15 protein-coding genes and 1 tRNA gene are annotated in these 18,766 nt (G+C 62.9%); 10 read left to right on the forward strand and 6 right to left on the reverse strand.

Annotated features, from left to right (window positions below):
* Complete coding sequence (locus DM806_RS03395; RefSeq protein ID WP_179041834.1) at positions 1 to 1,572, reverse strand: recombinase family protein; 1,572 nt, start codon at positions 1,570 to 1,572, stop codon at positions 1 to 3.
* Between the two features lie 76 nt (positions 1,573 to 1,648).
* Here DM806_RS03395 and DM806_RS03400 point away from each other — a divergent pair, with 76 nt between their 5' ends.
* Positions 1,649 to 1,999, forward strand: coding sequence for a hypothetical protein (locus tag DM806_RS03400; protein WP_179041835.1), 351 nt, complete (start codon positions 1,649 to 1,651; stop codon positions 1,997 to 1,999).
* A 252-nt stretch (positions 2,000 to 2,251) separates the two neighbouring features.
* On the opposite strand, the gene DM806_RS03405 is transcribed toward DM806_RS03400, so the two are convergent.
* The 3 genes from DM806_RS03405 to DM806_RS03415 form a co-directional block, all read right to left on the reverse strand.
* Positions 2,252 to 3,133: a hypothetical protein gene (locus DM806_RS03405; RefSeq protein ID WP_179041836.1), complete on the reverse strand. Its 882-nt coding sequence runs from the start codon at positions 3,131 to 3,133 to the stop codon at positions 2,252 to 2,254.
* A 7-nt stretch (positions 3,134 to 3,140) separates the two neighbouring features.
* Positions 3,141 to 4,349, reverse strand: coding sequence for a tyrosine-type recombinase/integrase (locus DM806_RS03410; RefSeq protein WP_179041837.1), 1,209 nt, complete (start codon positions 4,347 to 4,349; stop codon positions 3,141 to 3,143).
* Between the two features lie 165 nt (positions 4,350 to 4,514).
* Positions 4,515 to 4,588: transfer RNA gene (locus tag DM806_RS03415), tRNA-Cys, on the reverse strand.
* A gap of 188 nt (positions 4,589 to 4,776) precedes the next feature.
* On the opposite strand from DM806_RS03415, the gene DM806_RS03420 reads away from it, so the two are divergent.
* The 8 genes from DM806_RS03420 to DM806_RS03455 all read left to right on the forward strand — a co-directional run bounded on the left by DM806_RS03420 (position 4,777) and on the right by DM806_RS03455 (position 14,786).
* The gene (locus tag DM806_RS03420) at positions 4,777 to 5,409 is read left to right on the forward strand and encodes a protein-L-isoaspartate O-methyltransferase family protein (RefSeq protein WP_179041838.1); all 633 of its coding nucleotides are present in this window, start codon (positions 4,777 to 4,779) and stop codon (positions 5,407 to 5,409) included.
* A 19-nt stretch (positions 5,410 to 5,428) separates the two neighbouring features.
* The gene (locus DM806_RS03425; protein ID WP_179041839.1) at positions 5,429 to 6,922 is read left to right on the forward strand and encodes a TolC family outer membrane protein; all 1,494 of its coding nucleotides are present in this window, start codon (positions 5,429 to 5,431) and stop codon (positions 6,920 to 6,922) included.
* Between the two features lie 71 nt (positions 6,923 to 6,993).
* A complete protein-coding gene (locus DM806_RS03430) occupies positions 6,994 to 7,458 on the forward strand; it encodes a DUF2497 domain-containing protein (RefSeq protein ID WP_179041840.1) in 465 nt (154 codons plus the stop codon).
* 102 nt (positions 7,459 to 7,560) lie between these two features.
* Positions 7,561 to 9,600 carry an alpha/beta hydrolase family protein gene (locus tag DM806_RS03435; RefSeq protein WP_179041841.1) on the forward strand — a complete coding sequence of 680 codons (2,040 nt, stop codon included), beginning with the start codon at positions 7,561 to 7,563 and terminating at the stop codon, positions 9,598 to 9,600.
* Between the two features lie 38 nt (positions 9,601 to 9,638).
* Complete coding sequence (locus tag DM806_RS03440; RefSeq protein ID WP_179041842.1) at positions 9,639 to 9,854, forward strand: hypothetical protein; 216 nt, start codon at positions 9,639 to 9,641, stop codon at positions 9,852 to 9,854.
* Positions 9,851 to 10,447: an AAA family ATPase gene (locus DM806_RS03445; protein ID WP_179041843.1), complete on the forward strand. Its 597-nt coding sequence runs from the start codon at positions 9,851 to 9,853 to the stop codon at positions 10,445 to 10,447. The genes DM806_RS03440 and DM806_RS03445 overlap by 4 nt, the downstream gene beginning before the upstream one ends.
* 47 nt (positions 10,448 to 10,494) lie before the next feature.
* Positions 10,495 to 13,194: a valine--tRNA ligase gene (locus tag DM806_RS03450; protein WP_179041844.1), complete on the forward strand. Its 2,700-nt coding sequence runs from the start codon at positions 10,495 to 10,497 to the stop codon at positions 13,192 to 13,194.
* 140 nt (positions 13,195 to 13,334) lie between these two features.
* The gene (locus DM806_RS03455; RefSeq protein WP_179041845.1) at positions 13,335 to 14,786 is read left to right on the forward strand and encodes an MATE family efflux transporter; all 1,452 of its coding nucleotides are present in this window, start codon (positions 13,335 to 13,337) and stop codon (positions 14,784 to 14,786) included.
* Positions 14,787 to 14,791: 5 nt separating this feature from the next.
* On the opposite strand, the gene DM806_RS03460 is transcribed toward DM806_RS03455, so the two are convergent.
* Complete coding sequence (locus tag DM806_RS03460; RefSeq protein ID WP_372859218.1) at positions 14,792 to 16,438, reverse strand: ATP-binding protein; 1,647 nt, start codon at positions 16,436 to 16,438, stop codon at positions 14,792 to 14,794.
* Between the two features lie 225 nt (positions 16,439 to 16,663).
* On the opposite strand from DM806_RS03460, the gene DM806_RS03465 reads away from it, so the two are divergent.
* Positions 16,664 to 17,746 carry an acyltransferase family protein gene (locus DM806_RS03465; RefSeq protein WP_256869082.1) on the forward strand — a complete coding sequence of 361 codons (1,083 nt, stop codon included), beginning with the start codon at positions 16,664 to 16,666 and terminating at the stop codon, positions 17,744 to 17,746.
* Here DM806_RS03465 and DM806_RS03470 read toward each other — a convergent pair.
* On the reverse strand, positions 17,733 to 18,749 hold the full coding sequence (locus DM806_RS03470) for an LLM class flavin-dependent oxidoreductase (protein WP_179041848.1): 1,017 nt from the start codon (positions 18,747 to 18,749) through the stop codon (positions 17,733 to 17,735). The genes DM806_RS03465 and DM806_RS03470 overlap by 14 nt on opposite strands.
* Between the last annotated feature and the right edge of the window lie 17 nt (positions 18,750 to 18,766).

Here is an 18,766-nt window from a genome sequence, read left to right on the forward strand (position 1 = left end):
TCAAGCCGCTTTCCGAAACGGCATGCGTTTGGCCAGATCAAAGAAACCTTCGAGGGTTTCAAAGCGGAAGGCGTCGAGGGACAGGCCGTTGTGATCGGCCAGCCGCAACACGCCCTCGGCAAGGGTCATGCGTGGCAGAACATAATAGTCGTGGGCGTGCATGTTCTCATCGTCCATTCTGATGCAGATGGTGAGATCGGGGCGCAGGCTTTCATCGAGGCGGATTTTCCAGCGGCGACTACCTCCGCGCGTAAGCTTGCAGCGTGCAATGACGACGGACACCGTGATCTCGTCGTTGACCAGCAAGATATCATTTGCGAGATTCTGGATGGCGGTGCCGCCCACGGCATTCACCCCGTCGATGACGGATTTGACGATCGACGGGTGCAGGCGGCGCAGGGCGCGGTTGATTTCGATATAGCGGTAGTCGTGCTCAGGCACGTAGCCAATCAGCGCATAAGCACGGAGCAGGCTGCCAAAGCGCGACTGATAGGCGCTGCTTGAAGGACCATCATCGGACTCGTCGATGATGAGGCCGGACAGATAGCCGTTTTGTTTGAGCATGTCGGCGAGCAGCGCGAGCATTTCCTCGTCGGTCAGGCGCTGTGAGCGTTGCTCGATGATGATCCGCGCCTGATCGAACAGCGCCTGCGGCACGAGCGCGGGAAATGCGCCATCATGCCTGATCCATTCGGATGGATCATTGCGGACGTGTCTGGTTTTCAGCTTGTAGGACGTGCGGCCCCAGACATTGTGACCGGCATATTTGTCGTTGATGAGAATCTGGTGCACGGCCCCGCGCGTCCACGGGCGTTCAAGGTCCGACATGATGCCCTGGGCGTTGAGCCATTGGGCGATTTGGCGCTCGGTGCGCCCGTCCTCGACAAATCGGCGGTAGATCTCGCGGACAGTGGCAACTTCGTGATCCGGTCCCGGCACGAGCACCACGCGATCGGTGGCGATGCTCTTATGCTCACCACGATCCAGCATCCCTTTGTGGTTGCCGTGCTCATCAATCAGCATCCGGCGTAGGCCGAAACCGGGCGCGCCGCCCTGTCGGTAGCCGAGGCTGATAAGACGACACTGGCCCTTGAACACTTTGACCGAGAGTTCGCGGCTATATTCGCCTGCCATTACCTGTTTCACGGTCGTCACGATAGACGACCCCATCGAACCATCGTTCTCGACCTGCTCCGCGCAGAAATGAACGGCGATGCCCGCGCTCTTGCACAGCCACACATAATGCGAGGCTTCATTGGGGTCTTGAAAGCGGCCCCAGCGGCTTACGTCGTAGACAAGGATCACCTCGAAATCGGCATTGCCGCTCTGGATATCGGCCAACAGCCGCTGAAATGAATCGCGCCCATCAATGCGCAGGCCGCTTTTTCCTTCATCGGCATAGGTGCGGACGATCTCAAATCCACGCCGCTGTGCATAAGCGCGGATTTCGGCAGACTGGTTATCGGTAGAGTATTTCTGATGTTCGGTGGACATGCGGACATATTCAGCGGCCCGTTTGGGAGGCTGATCTCCGCCATGGCCACCGCTTCCTGTCCGCCACTCGATGACCATTCGTTACACCTTAGTATTGATCGCTCGCTTTCTCGTTGCGCTGCTTGCGCCTCCGTAACAGCAAAGGAGGTGCAAGGTGTTTTCAAAGAAGGGCAATTCATTTCCGATCGGGCGCGATATGCTGACCGACGCCGAGTTCGCGCAGGTGATCGCTTCGGCTCTCAAGGTTGAGTTCGGATCGACGCGCAACGGTGCGAAGATGATTATGCAATGGACTGGCGTGAGCCAGCGCACGGCGAAAAACTGGTTGAGTGGAACAAATGTCCCCAGCGGGGTACATCTTATTTTGCTGGCGCGGGAATCGAACGCGGTGCTCAAGGCGATGATGCTGTTGGCCGAGCGGCCGGAAATGTCGCTCGGGGCCAGCCTGCTGTCTTTGCGTCGTCTGTTGGCGGAGACGATGGCGGCGCTCGATCAAATGTTATGACCTGCAACATCATTCCAGTGGGCGGATTCCAGAGTCAGGGCAAAGCTACGCCGGTCGCAAGCACATGCGCGCGGGCGCACCCGGCCTCCGGTACTCAGCGGGAAATGGCGCCAAATTGGCCGCTTTGTAGCATTGCGATTTGGCACGGGAAGGACCACGCAATGGTCGAATCCTACCAACCAGTTCGCTGCCAGGTGAGTCACCGTAAGTTGGAATTGCGAGTCAGGTTCGTTGGAATCAGCAAGGTGTCGGTTAACGGCCCTTGAGAGGCGCGATTTTCTCCAGCTGCGCGCAAACTTTTGCTGCATAGGGAGCCAAAAGGTCGCTGCGTGGCACGTCCCCGGTCTCGTCGGCATATTCCTCAAACCATTCCGAGAGCCATTTCTTGATCGCCCTGATCGCTGCTGCCCGGTTGCTCAGGTCCAGCGCGCTGAGCCGGGCGTCGCCGATCAGAGATATAAGAGCGTCGCTATAGGCGTATTTCGCGTTCCGGCCTGGACCACCGGCCCGCTTGGGCTTGATGTCGAGTTCCTTGATAACCTCGTCGGGGTCTTTCTCGATCTTGATCGCCCCGGAAATCCGGTTCCCGCCCGGCGCGAGGCAAAGCGCCCGGACGGCGGCAAATTCCGATAGAAGCAGGACTCGCAAATTCCCGAAGAAATAACGACGCTCCAGATAGGTCGGGGTGCCCCTCCAGTTTCGGTAATAGGCCCTTGGTGCGCTTTCGCGCCGGAGATAGGCAAAGAGCTTTTCAAGCGCTTCCCGCGTCTCGTCGCTGGCGTTCGCGTAAATTGCCTCTCGCGGCTTTCGCAGCCTGCCTGTCCCATATTGGAAGCGACGCCAGAGCCACGCCATGATCAGTGGAATGAGGCAGGCTGCGACAGCTATGCTCAAAAGGCTATCGGCAACCGCTTTGGATGCCAGCGCCGCGAAAATGGAGAGTGTCAGGCATAATGCGGGAATTGTGAGAATGACGGGAACGGACCAAGTATAGACTGATGCTTGCCGCCCTATGTGATCTTCTACCGCTTGGATGACGCTATCCAGTTCATCGCGCGCCTGATCTTCATTTTCATTCAGGATGCGCAAGGCGATTCTCCGAAGTGAGCGGTCATCGTCATTGCGATCCATCATCTATCCCTCATCGGCGGACTGGTGCGTTGCCGCTATCGCGCAACTGGTCCAGATAGTCGCTCCACCATTGCGCCATTTCAATACGTTCGCCCCAATAGGCGGACTGGTTGTAAATGCGTCGCACGCTGCCCGCGACCATATGTGCGAGCGCCCGCTCGATGGCATCGGGGTTCCATTTGCCCGATTCGTTCAGGAGCGAGGACGCGGACGTGCGGAAGCCGTGCGCGGTCATCTGGTCCTTCGAATAACCCATGCGCCGCAATGCTGCGTTGATCGTGTTATCGCTGATCGGCCTCGCGCGCGTCCGTATTGACGGAAATGCGTAGCGTCCGGAGCCGGACAGGGAACGCATCTCCGAAAGGATCGCCAAGGCTTGCTTGGACAGAGGCACCGAATGGGGCTGACGCATTTTCATCTTCTCTTCGGGGATGATCCAGACTGCTTTGTCGAATTTGATCTCCGTCCATTCCAACTGTCGGATTTCACCGGGGCGCTGGAACACATGCGGCGTGAGTTTCAGGGCATACATGACGGCGGGATCGCCCTGATAATCCTCTATTGCCCGGAGTAATGCGCCGAATGTGGCGGGATCGGTGATCGCCGGGAAGTGCTTGACCTTCGCTGTGGTCAGCGCGCCTATAAGCAGTTGAGCAGGGTCGCGCTCGGCCCGTGCCGTTGCCACCGCATAGCGAAACACGCGGCTGGCGAAGGATCGTAAGAGATTGGCCGTCTCCAGTCGGCCCCGCCGTTCATGTTTCCGAAGTTCATGCAGCAGTTCCTGCGGCGTGATCTCCGTTATGGGACGCTTGCCGAAATCGGTGCCAAGCAGCTTCACGAACCAGCGCATCTTTTCTAGCGTCGGCTCCGCCAGCCCCTCCCGCGTTTTCTTCTCGATCAGTTCCTCGGCCACGCTGCTGAAGCTGTTGCTGGCGCGGATGCTTGCCTCGATCCGCGCTTGCCGTTTGGCACTGTTCGGATCAATCGCATGGGCAAGCTGTTTGCGGGCGGCATCACGCGCCGCGCGCGCCTCGGCCAGCGTGATCTCCGGGTAGGACCCCAGTGCCAGTTTGCGCTCCACGCCATTCATTCGGTATTTGAGGCGCCACAGCTTGCTGCCTCTTGGGTTGACCAGTAGGTAAAGCCCCTGAGAATCTGTCACCTTGTAAGGCTTCGCTTTTGGCTTGGAGTTTCGGATTGCCGTATCGGTCAGCGCCATTGGGGGCCTCGATGCTGTGGGGGCCTCGCGAGGCCCCCAAGGTAGGCCCCCATCGTCTGCGGTTACAGGCAAATAGAGGCGGTCGCTGCCAACCAGCGATTGCCTGTAAACTAGCGGAAATAAGGGGTTTTTTCAATTATCAGCGAGCGTCGGCTGACAGCAATATGGAGGCCCGAGCCGGAATCGAACCGGCGTGCAAGGATTTGCAGTCCTCTGCGTAACCACTCCGCCATCGGGCCTCGGCGTGGGTGGCCGCAAATGTGCGGCTTTGGCGGCAAAGTCAAGCGGGCTGTGGCGCAAAGAGCGCAAGAATCTTGGCGACCGTCGCGGAAAGCCGCTTGGCGCGGGCTGTCTGCTGATTTAGAGGTCCGATGATCTTCTTAGTGTATTGCATTACCAATACAGTTGTGCCAAGCGAGGAACTATCGTGACCGAGCAGAATTTTTCTTCGATGCGGAACGCCATGGTCGACAGCCAGTTGCGCACCAGCGACGTGGACGACCAGCGCGTTATCGCGGTGATGGCGAAGGTGCCGCGGGAGGACTATGTCCCCGCCGACCGCCGCGCCATGACCTATATCGACCGTCCGATCCCGCTCGACAATGGCCGCGCGCTCAACCCGCCGCTGGTGACGGGTCGCCTGCTCAAGGAAGCGCAGATCGTCGCCGGTGACAAGGTGCTCCTGATCGGCGCCGCGACCGGCTATGCCGCCGCGCTGCTTTCCGAACTGGGCGCGCAGATCACGGCTGTCGAGGAAGAGGGCGGCGCAGAGTTCGCCGTTGCCGGCGCGACCGTGGTTCGCGGCGCGCTCAATGCCGGCGCTTCGGCCGGTGCGCCCTATGACGTGCTTTTCATCGACGGCGCCGTGGAGGAAGTTCCCGCCGCGCTCGTTCAGCAGCTTGCCGATGGCGCGCGCGTCGTGACCGGCATCGTCGACCGGAGCGTTACGCGTCTGTGCAGCGGCCGTGTCGTCGGCGGCGCACTGGGGCTGAACCGCCTGATCGATATGGAAATGGTCGTGCTGCCCGGTTTCAGCGCGCCCAAGGCTTTTGAATTCTGACAATGATTGGCGGGGGGAGATGACAGGCAAGCGCATACAGAAACGGCATCGTGCCGCAGCCGCCCTGCTGTTGCTGACCTCTGCCATCTCAGCCCCCTCCCAGGCCGAAACGCTTCAGGGGGCGCTGGCCAAGGCCTATGCCTCCAACCCGACCCTGACCGGCGCGCGCGCCGGTCAGCGCGCGACGGACGAGAATGTCCCGATCCAGAAGGCGGCGGGGCGCCCCGGCGTCGATGTGCAGGGCAGCTTTTCCGAAAGCATCCTCAAGCCGACGATCAGCTTCACCTCGCCGCAGCGGACGGTGAATGCACAGGCGACGCTGAACGTCCCGGTCTATTCCGGCGGTTCCGTGCGCAATGGCGTGAAGGCGGCCAAGGTGCGCGTGGAGGCCGGCCAGGCGAATCTGCGCGGCACGGAAGCGAGCGTCTTTTCGCAGGTGGTCGCCGCCTACATGGACGTCATTCGCGACAATGCCGTCCTGTCGCTCAACCAGTCGAATGTGAAGGCGCTCGAGGTCAATCTTCAGGCGACCAATGATCGCTTCGAAGTGGGCGACGTCACGCGGACCGACGTGGCCCAGTCCGAATCGCGCCTGGCCCTGGCCCGGTCGGATCTCCAGACGGCGGAAGCCAATCTGGTCGCCAGCCGCGAAAATTATATCGCGCTGGTCGGCGCTGCGCCCGATGCGCTGGAGGCGCCGCCCGCGCTGCCCGGCCTGCCGGCCACACCGGTCATGGCGGTGCAGGTCGCGCTCAACGACAATCCCGACATATTGGCCGCGAAGAAAGAGCGGATTGCCGCCGGCTATGATGTGAAAGTGGCGCGTGCCGGTCGTCTGCCCACGATTTCGGGCTTCACCCAGGCGGGTTACACCAACTATCTGCATACGTTGGGCGGCACCGCGCAGGATGCGCAAGGCAATGCCGTGGAGGGGCCTCAAATCAACAAGCAGGCCGCCGCCGGCGTCCAGCTGACCCTCCCCCTCTATCAGGGTGGCCGTCCCGCTGCGCAGGTCCGCCAGAATCAGGCCCGCGAATCGCAGGCGATAGAGCGCGAGATCGAGGTGGAGCGTGGCGTCATTTCCCAGACACGTGCCGCCTATGCCAGCTGGCAGGCGTCGCTGGAGAGCATCGAATCGAATCAGAAGGCGGTCGATGCCGCCAATCTGTCGCTGGAGGGGGTCCGCGCCGAAAATTCGGTGGGCAGCCGCACCATCCTCGATATCCTCAATGCCGAGCAGGAAGCGCTGAACGCCAAGGTCCAGCTGGTGACGGCGCAGCGCAACGCCTATGTCGCGGGGTTCAGCGTGCTGGCCGCCATGGGCCACGCCGAAGCCGGCGATCTCGGTCTCGACAGCGGCACGCTCTACGATCCCATGGTCAATTATGAGCGAGTGAAGGGCAAGTGGCTCGACTGGAGCTTCGATGCGAAGCCAACGCCCGTCGCGACGCGCACCGTTGACACGCCCGCGCAAAACGCCAATGTCGACCCGGCTTCTTCACGGCAGCCTTAACCGCTTGTTAACCCGGTCGGGTAATTCTAAAGCCTGAAGGGTGCGGAATGGATTTTGGACGGGGACTATCCATGGGTGACATGACCAAGGAACCCTCGATGGAAGAGATACTCTCCTCCATCAAGCGGATCATCGCCGAAGAGGGGGAGGAGGCCGTGCAGGCCGCGCCCCGCCGCGCCCGTGCCGAGGCAGCCAAGCCCGTCGCGATCGAGCCGGCTGTCGAAGAAGTGTTGGAACTGACCGAAGAGGTCGCGGAGGAGGACTCGATGCCCGCTCCTAAGCTTGCCGCCAAGACGTCCACTGCCGCGACGGGTGACGAATCGATCATTTCGGTCGAAAGCGAAGTCGCCGCCCGCCATTCGCTATCTGCCTTGTCCTCGATGCTGATCGCGCCGCAGGACGGCCAGGACAACACGCTCGACGGTCTCGTCCGCTCGATGCTGAAGCCCATGCTCAAGGATTGGCTCGACTCTCGCCTGCCGGTGCTGGTCGAAGAAATGGTCGCCAAGGAAATCGCCCGCATCACCGGCCGTTAAGGCCAGTCTTGCGGACACTTCCGCACAGGCCTAGACCCCTCGCATCCTGACGACGCGCCGCGCATCGTTGCGCGCGTCGCCATCCGATCCGAGGGTGATTCCATGAAGACATATCTGCTTGCCGGGCTTGGGGTGATGGCCCTGGCGACGGCGCCTGCACTGGCGCGGCCCTTCACGCCGGCCGACATGGTGGCGCTGGACCGTATTTCCGCGCCCGCCGTATCACCGGACGGCAAATGGCTTGCATACCAGCTGCGCAGCACCGACCTTGCCGGTAACAAGGGGCGGATGGACCTTTATCTGCTCGACATCGGCAAGGCCGGGCAGGCGCCGAAGCTAATCGCATCCAGGCCCGACAAGAATGAAGCCTCCCCGGTCTTCTCACCCGACGGCTCTTCGCTCTATTTCCAGTCCAACGCCAGCGGCGACGACCAGCTGTGGCGCGTGGCGCTGGCAGGTGGCGAACCGGCGCAGATCAGCAAGGCGCCCGGCGGCATTTCCGGCTTCCTGCTCAGCCCCGATGGCGCGCAGGTCGCGCTCTGGGCCGATCGACCCGTGGGCGCGAAGACGATCGACGACGTAAAGCCCGACGCTCCCAAGGAAGCCGGCACCGGCCTCGTCTACGACCAGATGTTCGTGCGCCATTGGGACACATGGTACGACGGCCAGCGCTCGCAGATCTTCGTGATGCCGATAGCGGGCGGCCCCGCCGTCTCGGTAATGGGTGGCCTTGTCGGCGACAGTCCGTCCAAGCCCTTTGGCGGCGCGGAGGAAATCGCCTGGAGCAAGGATGGGAAGACGCTCTTCTTCGCCCTGCGCGAAGCGGGGCGGCCAAAGAACCCGATCGAACCGCTGTCGACCAATCTCGATATCTTCTCGGTCCCGGCCGACGGCAGCGCCGCGCCGACCAACCTGACCGACGCGAATGACGCGACCGACACCATGCCGGCCGTCTCGCCGGACGGGAAGTGGCTCGCCTATGCCGCAATGAAGCGGCCGGGTTATGAGGCTGACCGGCTCGTCCTCATGTTGCGCAACATCGCGACCGGGGAGACGAAGGCGCTGACCGAAGACTGGGACCGCTCGGTCGCCTCGATCGCGTGGGAAGCGAACGGCAAAGGACTGCTCGTCACCGCCAACGACGTGCTCGACAATCCGGTATTCCGCGTCGATGCGGCTTCCGGCAAGGTCGTGCGCCTGACGGAAAAGGGCCATGCCGGCAGCGTCGTGCCGCTGCCCACGGGCGGCTTCGTCTATGCGCTAGACAGCATCCAGTCGCCCGCCGATTTCTGGAAGATGCCTGCAAAAGGCAAGCCCACCCGCCTGACCAACGTCAATGCCGCCAAACTGGCCGGGGTCGATGACGTGTCGGTCGAGCGCTACAGTTTCAAGGGCGCCAATGGCGACACCGTCTGGGGCCAGATCGTGAAACCGCGCGGCGTTACCGGCAAGCTGCCGGTCGCCTTCCTCGTCCATGGCGGGCCGCAGGGCAGCTTCAACGACAGCTGGTCCTATCGCTGGAATCCCAAAGCTTTTGCCGCTCATGGCTATGCCGCCGTGATCGTCGATTTCCACGGAAGCACGGGATATGGTCAGGCCTTCACCGACGCCATCAACAAGGATTGGGGGGGCAAGCCGCTCGAAGATCTGAAGCTCGGCCTTGCTGCCGCCGCGGCGCAGGACGCGCAGGTCGACGCGGGCAATGCCTGTGCGCTGGGCGCGAGCTATGGCGGCTATATGATGAACTGGATCGAGGGGCAGTGGACCGACGGGTTCAAGTGCATCGTCCAGCATGACGGCGTCTTCGATGCTCGCGCCATGGCTTACGAAACCGAGGAGCTGTGGTTCGACGAATGGGAACATGGCGGTCCCTATTATGAAAAGCCGGAAGAGTTCGAGAAATGGAACCCAGTCAACCATGTCGCGCAATGGAAGACGCCGATGCTGGTCGTAACCGGCGAGAAGGATTTCCGCATCCCCTACACGCAGGGGCTGGCCGCCTTCACCGCGCTCCAGCGCCGCGATATCCCTTCCAAGCTGCTCGTCTTCCCGGACGAGAATCACTGGGTGCTGAAGCCGCGCAACTCGCTCCAATGGTATGGCGAGGCGTTGGGGTGGCTCGACAAGTGGACGGGGAAATGAGCCTTTAAGGGTGCGGCCCGGCCTGCTATATTGACCCTATGGCAAAGATGAAAGTCGATATCGTCGATGGTCCCATCGACTTGGGCAAGCCGGGCAAGCCAAAATACCGAACCGTCCACAAGGATGGTAAGGCCGTGAAGCTGCGTGTAATCGATGCCGACAGTCCCAATTTCGGAGCCGAATTTCTGGCTTCGTTCAAGGCGAGCGTGCGCAAGGCGCGTGAAGAAAACCGGGCGATCAAGGATAGGGATTGAGCGGTAAGGGGCATGCCAGGCCGCGCTTGTGGATCGTCGCCGGGCCGAATGGCTGCGGCAAGAGTTCCGCCTATGGCCGCAGCGACGTTGCAGAATTTGGCGGGTCGGTCTGGATCATCAATCCCGATCTCCTGACCGCCCGCCTGCGCGAAAGCGAAGCGCTGGATCAGGAAGCGGCCAATCTGGCAGCCGTTCAGCGCATCGAGGCATGGCTGGACGCTTCCATCGACGTGCATCAGACGATAGGCGTCGAGACCGTCCTTTCCAGCCCCAAATATCGCCGGCTGGTGGAAAAGGCACGGGGCAGGGGCTTCGAGATACTGCTGATCTACGTCTATTTGGATTCGGTCGAGCGCCAGCTGGAGCGCATCGCCTTTCGCGTCGCCAAGGGCGGCCATGATGTGCCGCCCGACAAGGTCGAGGCGCGTCGTGCCCGGTCCTTTGCGCAACTGCGTTGGTTCTTTGATCAGGCGGATCGGGCATGGGTGTTCGACAACAGCCTGTCGGAACCGCAACTGGTCGCGCGCAAGGGCGATGGTCGCATCACCATCCGCGCGGGATTGCCACAAGAGATCATGGTCAGCCTGATCTGAAGCCTCGCCTCTCTTGCGTGTCGCGTCCCAGCCGCTAAAGCGCGATCATGACCGAGCTGCCGAAAACCTTCGACCCCGCCGATATCGAATCCCGCTGGTACGCCCATTGGGAGGAGAAGGGTCTGTTCCGCCCCGAACGCCCCGACGCGACGCCCTTCACCATCGTGAACCCGCCGCCGAACGTGACGGGCAGCCTGCATATCGGCCATGCGCTCGACAATACGCTCCAGGACATCGTCATCCGCTACGAACGTCTGCGTGGCAAGGATGCGCTCTGGGTGGTCGGCACCGACCATGCCGGCATTGCGACCCAGATGGTCGTGGAGCGCCAGATGGAGGCGCGGCAGGACAAGCGCACCAACTATACGCGCGAGCAGTTCGTCGAGAAGGTATGGGAGTGGAAGGCCGAAAGCGGCGGCGCGATTACGCGCCAGCTGCGCCGTCTGGGCTGTTCGATGGACTGGGCGAACGAACGCTTCACCATGGACGAGGGCTTTTCGAAGGCGGTGATCAAGACCTTCGTCGAACTGCACAAGCGCGGCCTGCTCTATCGCGACAAGCGGCTGGTGAACTGGGACCCGCATTTCCGATCGGCGATCTCCGACCTTGAGGTCGAGACGGTCGAGACCAAGGGCGGTTTCTGGCGCTTCCGCTATCCGCTCGCAGACGGTGTGACTTTGGCCGACGGCAGCGACCATATCGTCGTCGCCACCACGCGCCCCGAAACCATGCTGGCCGACATGGCCGTCGCGGTCCATCCCGAAGACCCGCGTTATAAGGACGTCATCGGCAAGGACATTCTCCAGCCGATCACCGGCCGCCGCTTCAAGGTGGTCGCCGACGAACATGCCGACCCGGAACTGGGGTCGGGTGCGGTCAAGATCACGCCGGGCCATGACTTTAACGACTTCGACGTGGGCAAGCGCGCGGGCTTCAAGGCCGGCGAGATGCTCAACATGTTCGACGCCGACGCCAATGTCGTCCAGACCGCCGACGGCCTGATCCCCGATCGCTTCCTTGGCCTGCACCGCTTCAAGAAGGACGGCGTCGACGGCGCGCGCGAAGCCGTGGTCGCGGAGATGAAGGCGCTGGGCTTCCTCGTGCCGCACGTCACGAAGAACAAGGAAGGCGAGGAAGTCTCGGCCGATTTCGAGCCGCGCACCATCCAGACACCGTTCGGCGACCGCTCCAATGTGGTCATCGAACCCTGGCTGACCGACCAATGGTATGTCGATGCGGAGAAGCTGGCGGTTGCGCCGATGCAGGCCGTCCGCGACGGCGCGATCGAGATCGTGCCCAAGACGTGGGAAAAGACCTTCTTCAACTGGATGGAAAATATCCAGCCCTGGTGCGTCTCGCGCCAGCTCTGGTGGGGCCATCAGATCCCGGCCTGGTTCGACGAGGATGGCAACAGCTATGTCGCCGAAACTGAGGCCGAGGCGCAGGCTCTGGCGGGCAACAAGGTTCTGACCCGCGATCCCGACGTCCTCGACACCTGGTTCTCCTCGGCGCTCTGGCCCTTTGGCACGCTGGGCTGGCCGGAGCAGAGCGACAAGCTGTCGCGCCATTATCCCAACGACCTGCTGATCAGCGGCTTCGATATCCTCTTCTTCTGGGACGCCCGCATGGCGATGCAGGGGATGGAGTTCATGGGCGACGTCCCATGGCGCAAGCTTTACCTGCACGGCCTCGTCCGCGCGGCGGATGGGCAGAAAATGTCCAAGTCTAAGGGCAATGTGGTCGATCCGCTCGGCCTGATCGACAAGTTCGGCGCGGATGCGCTGCGCTTCTTCATGGCGGCGATGGAAAGCCAGGGCCGCGATGTGAAGATGGATGAGAAGCGGGTCGAGGGCTATCGCAACTTCGCGACCAAGCTCTGGAACGCGGCGCGCTTCCTCCAGTCGAACGGCGTCACCGCCTCAACCACGCATGAAGCGCCCCACGCCGCGCTACCGGTCAACCGCTGGATCATTGCGGAGACGGTCGCGACGGTGCAGGCGATCGATACGGCGATGACCGAACTGCGCTTCGACGCGGCCGCCAACGCCATCTATCACTTCGTCTGGGACCAGTTTTGCGACTGGTATATCGAACTGACCAAGGGCGCGATGGATGACGAGACGCGCGCCGTTGCGGGCTGGGCCTTCGACCAGATATTGGTCATGCTCCACCCCTTCATGCCCTTCATCACCGAAGAGCTGTGGCACCTGACCGGCGACCGCGCGAACGAACTGATCGTCGCGCGCTGGCCGCAGGCGCTCGCCGCCGTCGATACGGACGCACAGGCCGAAATCGACTGGCTGATCCGCCTCGTCAGCGCGATCCGCACCGCGCGCACCGAACTCAACGTCCCGCCGGGCGCGAAGCTGCCGATGGTCGTGCGCGATGCTGCGGAAGGCACGCAGCGCCGTCTCGACCGTCAGGGCGTGGCGCTGGCCCGCCTTGGCCGCGTTGAAAGCCTGACCTTCGGCGAGCCGCCTGCGGGCGGCGCGGCGCAGATCGTGGTGGATGAGGCGACCTTCATCCTGCCGCTGGAAGGCGTGATCGACATCGACGCGGAAAAGACCCGCCTCGCCAAGGCGCTGGCTGCGGCGGAGAAGGAACGCGATTCGCTCGGTGGCCGTCTGTCCAACCCCAGCTTCGTCGAAAAGGCCAAGCCCGAGGCCGTCGCCAAGGCGCGCGAGGATCATGGTGAAAAGACAGCGGAAGCGGAACGGTTGAAGGCGGCACTGGAACGGCTGGGGTAAGCATCCACACATGACCCGTTCGGGCTGAGCTTGTCGGAGCCTTGTTCTTCCTTAAAAGAAGAATAGCCCTTCGACAGGCTCAGGGCGAACGGAGGTGGATATGTCCGCTTCCTAGTCTAGCCTGAGTGGGAGAGGCGGAAATGGCAGCGAGCAAACCGGGCGCAAAAGACCTGACGCAGGGGCCGATCGCTTCGACCCTGCTGCTGTTCGCGATTCCCACGCTGGCGTCCAACATCCTCCAGTCCTTGAACGGCTCGATCAACGCCATCTGGGTCGGTCGTTTCCTTGGTGCGCAGGCGCTGGCGGCGACGGCGAACGCCAACATCATCATGTTCCTGATGTTCTCGGTCGTGTTCGGCTTCGGCATGGCCTCGACCGTGGTGATCGCGCAGGCGGTCGGCGCGCGCGATCTCGACGCCGCGCGCCGCGCCTTCGGCTCTGCGGTCGGCTTCTGCTCGATCCTGGGCCTTGGCGTCGCCATCGCCGGCTGGATCGGCGCGCCCGCACTGCTGCGCCTGCTGGCGACTCCGGTCGAGGCGTTCGACATGGCGCTCATTTATCTGCGCGTCATCTTCATCGCCATGCCCGCGACCCTGCTCAGCGTCATGATGATGATGGGCCTGCGCGGGGCAGGGGACGCGCGCACGCCACTCATCTTCATGATCGTTAGCGTTGCCATCGACCTGATCCTCAATCCCGTCCTGATCCTCGGCCTGGGTCCGATCCCGGCTTTCGGCATCGCGGGGTCGGCGGCGGCGACGGCGGCTGCGGGCTTCGTCAGCCTGATCGGCCTCGTCGCCTTCACCTATGCAAAGGATCTGCCGCTCCGCCTAAGAGGGCAGGAACTGGCCTATCTGCGACCCGCCGCGGACCAGATGCGCGTGCTGGTGGGGAAGGGGCTGCCCATGGGGCTCCAGATGATCGTCATGTCGGCATCCGGCCTCGTCATGATTGGCCTGGTCAATCGCGAGGGGCTGCTGGTGACGGCGGCCTATGGCGCCGCGCAACAGATCTGGACCTATCTCCAGATGCCGGCCATGGCGATGGGCGCGGCGGTCAGCGCCATGGCGGCGCAGAATGTCGGCGCGGGCCGCTGGGACCGGATCAGCCGCATCACCGGCTATGGCATGTCCTATCTGCTGGCGATCACCGGCGCGATGATCCTTATCATCTTGCTGTTCCACGCGTCTTTGCTGGCGCTGTTCCTGGGCGGCAACCAGGCCGCGATCGACGCCGCCTGGAACATGCAGTTGCTGGCGAGCTGGAGTTTTCTGCTGTTCGGCTGCACCATGATCCTGTTCGGCGTAATGCGCGCCAATGGCGTCGTGGTGGCGCCGCTGGTCATCCTGACCTTCACCCTGTTCGGGGTGCGACTGGGCTTCTACGAACTGGCCTATCCGTCACTCGGCGCCAACGCCCTGTGGCTCAGCTTCCCTGCCGGATCGCTGGCATCCTTCCTGCTGGCAGCCGCCGTCTATGCGCAGGGGGGATGGCGCAAGGCCAAGCTGATGGTCCCCGTCCATGAAGAGGAATGCCGCGAGGCGATAAATTGCGAATCGGAACCCGCCGGCCGGATCGCCCCAGCGGGCTGAAACTATCACCGCCCCTGATTGCGCCAGCGCGTGATGGTGCGGTCGAGTATGTCGGCTTCGCTGCCGGATTGACGCCATAGCTCGGTGAAGCTGGGATCGTTGGACGCGGGCCGGCGATGGGCCTCCAGATTGTCGAGCGCGACACGGATCGGCACGGCGACGCCCTCGCCGCAGATGATCGCCTCCCGATTGCGCAGCGCCGGGATCGAATCGAGGAAACCGCGCGCGCCTTCGGGCATCGCAGCCTTAACGAAGGCCTGGTCGCGATCATTGTTGAGGCGCATGGAAATGATCGTGCCGCACTGCGACAATACGCCTTCGGCAAGGTCCGACGGACGCTGGGTGATGAGGCCCAGCGACACGCCATATTTGCGACCTTCCTTGGCGATGCGTTCCAATATCTTGCGCACCGCCTGACCCGATCCGGTCGTCGAACTCGGGATGTAGCGATGCGCTTCCTCGCAGACGAGCAGGATCGGCCGCTGCGGCTCGTCGCGCGCCCAGATGGCATAGTCGAACACCAGCCGCGACAGGACCGACACCACGACGGAGGTGATGTCGGACGGCATGGCCGACACATCGATGATGGAGATCGGCTTGCCGTCCGACGGCAGGCGAAAGATCTTCGCGAGGAAAGGCTGCATCGTGTCCGCGACCAGCATGCCGGAGAACATGAAGCTGTAGCGCGGATCGGCCTTGATCTCGTCGATCTTGGTCTTTAGCCGCATATAGGGCAGGGTGCCCGTCCCCTTGTCGAGCTTCCCCATCTCGTTCTGGAGAATGTTGGTGAGGTCGGACAGGAGATAGGGAATGGGCGAATCCACCGTCAGCCGCCCAATGCTTTCCGCCAGCCGGTTCTTCGACCGCGCGGCAAGCAGGCATTTGGCGAGAATGTCGCTATCGACCGTCCGATCGGAGCCGGACGAGGTGACGAACACCTCGCAATGCTCCTCGAAATTCATCAGCCAGTAGGGCAGCGCCAGATTGTTGACGTCATAGACCGCGCCATTGCTGGCGAAGGCAGCGCCATATTCGCCATGCGGATCGATCATGACGATATGCCCCTGCGGCGACAGGTCGCAGATACGGTGCAGGATCAGCGCGGCGCTGGTCGACTTGCCGGTGCCGGTGGACCCCAGCAGCGCAAAATGTTTGCCCAGCATGGAATCGACATAAAGCGCGGCGCGCGTGTCGCTGGTCGGATAGACGGTGCCGATCTCGACATTGGCGCGGTCGTCCGCCGCGTAGATCTGCTGCATGTCCTGGCTCGACACCGGAAAGATGTCGGTGCCGGGCGTCGGATAGCGCGTCACGCCGCGACGGAAATGGTGGATGCGGCCGGTCTGCGTCTCTTCATCGCCTTCGCCCAGAAAATCGATGTCGGCGACGATGCCCTTACTCGCCTGATCCAGCGTCATCGCGCGGACGCTGGCGACCAGCCAGCTATCGCCGACGCGCATCTTCACCTGGCTGCCGACCTGACCGGCCATGGCGATGCACGGATCGCTGTCCTGCCCCAGCACGCCCAGTCGCTGGGCATCGATCAGTATCTTTGAGCTGGAGCCGGCGATCTGAAACACCATCCCCATGGACTGGTCCAGCGAAGCAGTGGAGGCTGCGGTGAATTGGTGAGCGCTCGGCATTTGGGTCATGAGCCTGTGATCGTCCCCTGCGACCGGAACTGCGTCCGGTGAATGGACCATAACTAGCGATGAGAGGTAAAAATTGGCTTATGCCTATATGGTGGGACCGTTTCGCGCTCCCTATCATGGTTCAACGACGTGGTTTTTACCCGCAGCTCCACCACGGACCATCCCGTCAACCGGAACATGAAGCCAGGTACAGCATTACACTAGCGTCACAATCAGGATATGTTCTTGCCCCAAACGATACCGGTCGATGGAGCGCGCCGCTCCGACGCGATTTCAATAGCCCGCGTCATCTGCATCCTGGGGGTGGTCTATGTTCATGCCTGGACCGGGCAGAATGGCGAGGCGCTGGCAGCCCTGCGCGGCAGCGGGCAGGATAATCTGCGCTGGACCCTGATGGAGATTTTCGGCCGCAGCGCCGTGCCGCTGCTCGGCTTGATTTCGGGCTGGCTGGTGGCTGCATCGGGGCGTACCCGCAACCTGCCCAGTCATGTCGAACGTAAGACGCGGACCATCCTGCTACCAATGATTCTCTGGAATCTGCTGGCGATCCTGTTCGTGTCGGGCGCCGCCTGGCTGTTCGGCCTGTCCGCGCCCCAGCCGCAATCGCTCTGGTGGATCATTGACGAAGTACTCATCCTCACCCGCAATCCCGACATTGATGTGCAGATGCCGTTCCTGCGCGACCTGTTCCTCTGCATGCTTGCCGCGCCGCTTTTCGTGCGGTTGCCGGGCTGGATGCTCGCCCTGATCGGTCTGGCGGCCGGCGCCGCCCATATCGCAGGGATGGGGCCGCCCGTGCTGATGCGCGCGTCGATCCTCTTCTTCTTCATCCTTGGCATCCTCGCGCGCCGGAACGCATGGGAGGAAACGGTCGCGCGCCTGCCTTTCCTGCTCGCTCTGTTGCCCTTCGCCCTGCTGATGGGCGCGCAGCTCTATCGATCGATCACGGTGGGCGATGGAGGATGGCAGGTGACGCAGCGTGGTCTGGACCTGGCTGTCCGCATCGCTGCCGCCATCGCCTTCTGGCGCATCGCCTGGGCGCTGGCGGGCAGCGTCGCGCGCGGGCTGCTGCTGCGGATCGAGCCTTTCGCCTTTTTCCTCTTCTGCGCCCATCTCATCCTCATATGGCTGGGCGGACCGGTGCTGGGCGCGGTGTTCGGTCCGATGGGATCGCCCTTCTACCCCGTCTACCTCATCCTTCAGCCGCTGATCGTGCTGGCGGTGGTCGTCATGATCGGCCTTGCCTTGCAGCGGGTCGCGCCGGGGTTGGCGACGTTCCTCAGCGGCGGGCGGCTCAGGGCGCGCTGAAGGCGGGTTCCCGCGCATTCACCGCCTGCGCCGCCGCCATGGCGATGGCGAAGCTGCGCTTGCGCGCAGCCGGGTCGAAAATCTGCCCGGTCAGGATCAGCTCGTCCGCCTGGGTGCGACGCAGGAAGGCGGCGATGTCGCGCTCGACATCCGCCTGAGTGCCGATGCTCGACACGCTCAGCACATCGGCCAGCATCGCCTGCGCCTGCATCGGCAGACTGTCGAAATAGCCTTCGACCGGCGGCTGGAGCTTGCCGGGCTGGCCGGTGCGCAGGCGGACGAAGGCTTGCTGCATCGAACTGGCGAGCAACTGCGCCTCGTCCGCATCATCTGCCGCGAAGACATTATAGCCGGCCATCACATAGGGATATTTGAGCTGCGCCGACGGGCGGAAATCGCGCCGATAGATGGCGATGGCCTCATCCAGCGCGGCGGGCGCAAAATGCGAGGCGAAGGCATAGGGCAGGCCGAGCGCGGCGGCCAACTGCGCGCCATAAAGGCTCGACCCCAATATCCAGATCGGCACGTCCGCTCCCGCGCCTGGCGTCGCTTCGATCCCCAGCCGCTCATCACCGGCGAAAAAGGCCTGCAACTCCATCACGTCGCGCGGGAACTGGTCGGGGCCGCCGGACAGGTTGCGGCGGATCGCCTGCGCGACCCGCTGATCGGAACCCGGAGCACGGCCAAGCCCCAGGTCGATACGGCCGGGGAAAAGCGCGTCCAGCGTGCCGAACTGCTCGGCGATCAGCAGCGGCGCATGATTGGGCAGCATGATCCCGCCCGCGCCGATCCGGATGGTGGATGTTGCATGACCGATATGTGCCAGTACGACGGCCGTCGCGGCCGACGCGATCCCCGCCATGCCATGATGTTCGGCCACCCAGAGGCGGTGATAGCCCAGCGCTTCGGCATGGGCGGCAAGATCGGCGGCATTGGCCAGGGCGGTCGCGGCGCTATCGCCTTCGCGAACGGGGACCAGATCGAGCAGGGAGAAGCGTGTCATGCCCGCCATATGGGGGC

The sequence above is a fragment of the Sphingobium lactosutens genome (assembly GCF_013393185.1).
GTDB lineage: Bacteria > Pseudomonadota > Alphaproteobacteria > Sphingomonadales > Sphingomonadaceae > Sphingobium > Sphingobium lactosutens_A.

Bases quoted from the DNA above. Each gene is read 5' to 3' on its own strand.
- DM806_RS03470 (WP_179041848.1), bottom strand. From the start codon at position 18,749: ATGACACGCTTCTCCCTGCTCGATCTGGTCCCCGTTCGCGAAGGCGAT.
- DM806_RS03455 (WP_179041845.1), top strand. From the start codon at position 13,335: ATGGCAGCGAGCAAACCGGGCGCAAAAGACCTGACGCAGGGGCCGATC.
- DM806_RS03460 (WP_372859218.1), bottom strand. From the start codon at position 16,438: ATGACCCAAATGCCGAGCGCTCACCAATTCACCGCAGCCTCCACTGCT.
- DM806_RS03435 (WP_179041841.1), top strand. From the start codon at position 7,561: ATGAAGACATATCTGCTTGCCGGGCTTGGGGTGATGGCCCTGGCGACG.
- DM806_RS03410 (WP_179041837.1), bottom strand. From the start codon at position 4,349: ATGGCGCTGACCGATACGGCAATCCGAAACTCCAAGCCAAAAGCGAAG.
- DM806_RS03395 (WP_179041834.1), bottom strand. From the start codon at position 1,572: ATGGTCATCGAGTGGCGGACAGGAAGCGGTGGCCATGGCGGAGATCAG.
- DM806_RS03440 (WP_179041842.1), top strand. From the start codon at position 9,639: ATGGCAAAGATGAAAGTCGATATCGTCGATGGTCCCATCGACTTGGGC.
- DM806_RS03450 (WP_179041844.1), top strand. From the start codon at position 10,495: ATGACCGAGCTGCCGAAAACCTTCGACCCCGCCGATATCGAATCCCGC.
- DM806_RS03405 (WP_179041836.1), bottom strand. From the start codon at position 3,133: ATGATGGATCGCAATGACGATGACCGCTCACTTCGGAGAATCGCCTTG.
- DM806_RS03425 (WP_179041839.1), top strand. From the start codon at position 5,429: ATGACAGGCAAGCGCATACAGAAACGGCATCGTGCCGCAGCCGCCCTG.
- DM806_RS03430 (WP_179041840.1), top strand. From the start codon at position 6,994: ATGGGTGACATGACCAAGGAACCCTCGATGGAAGAGATACTCTCCTCC.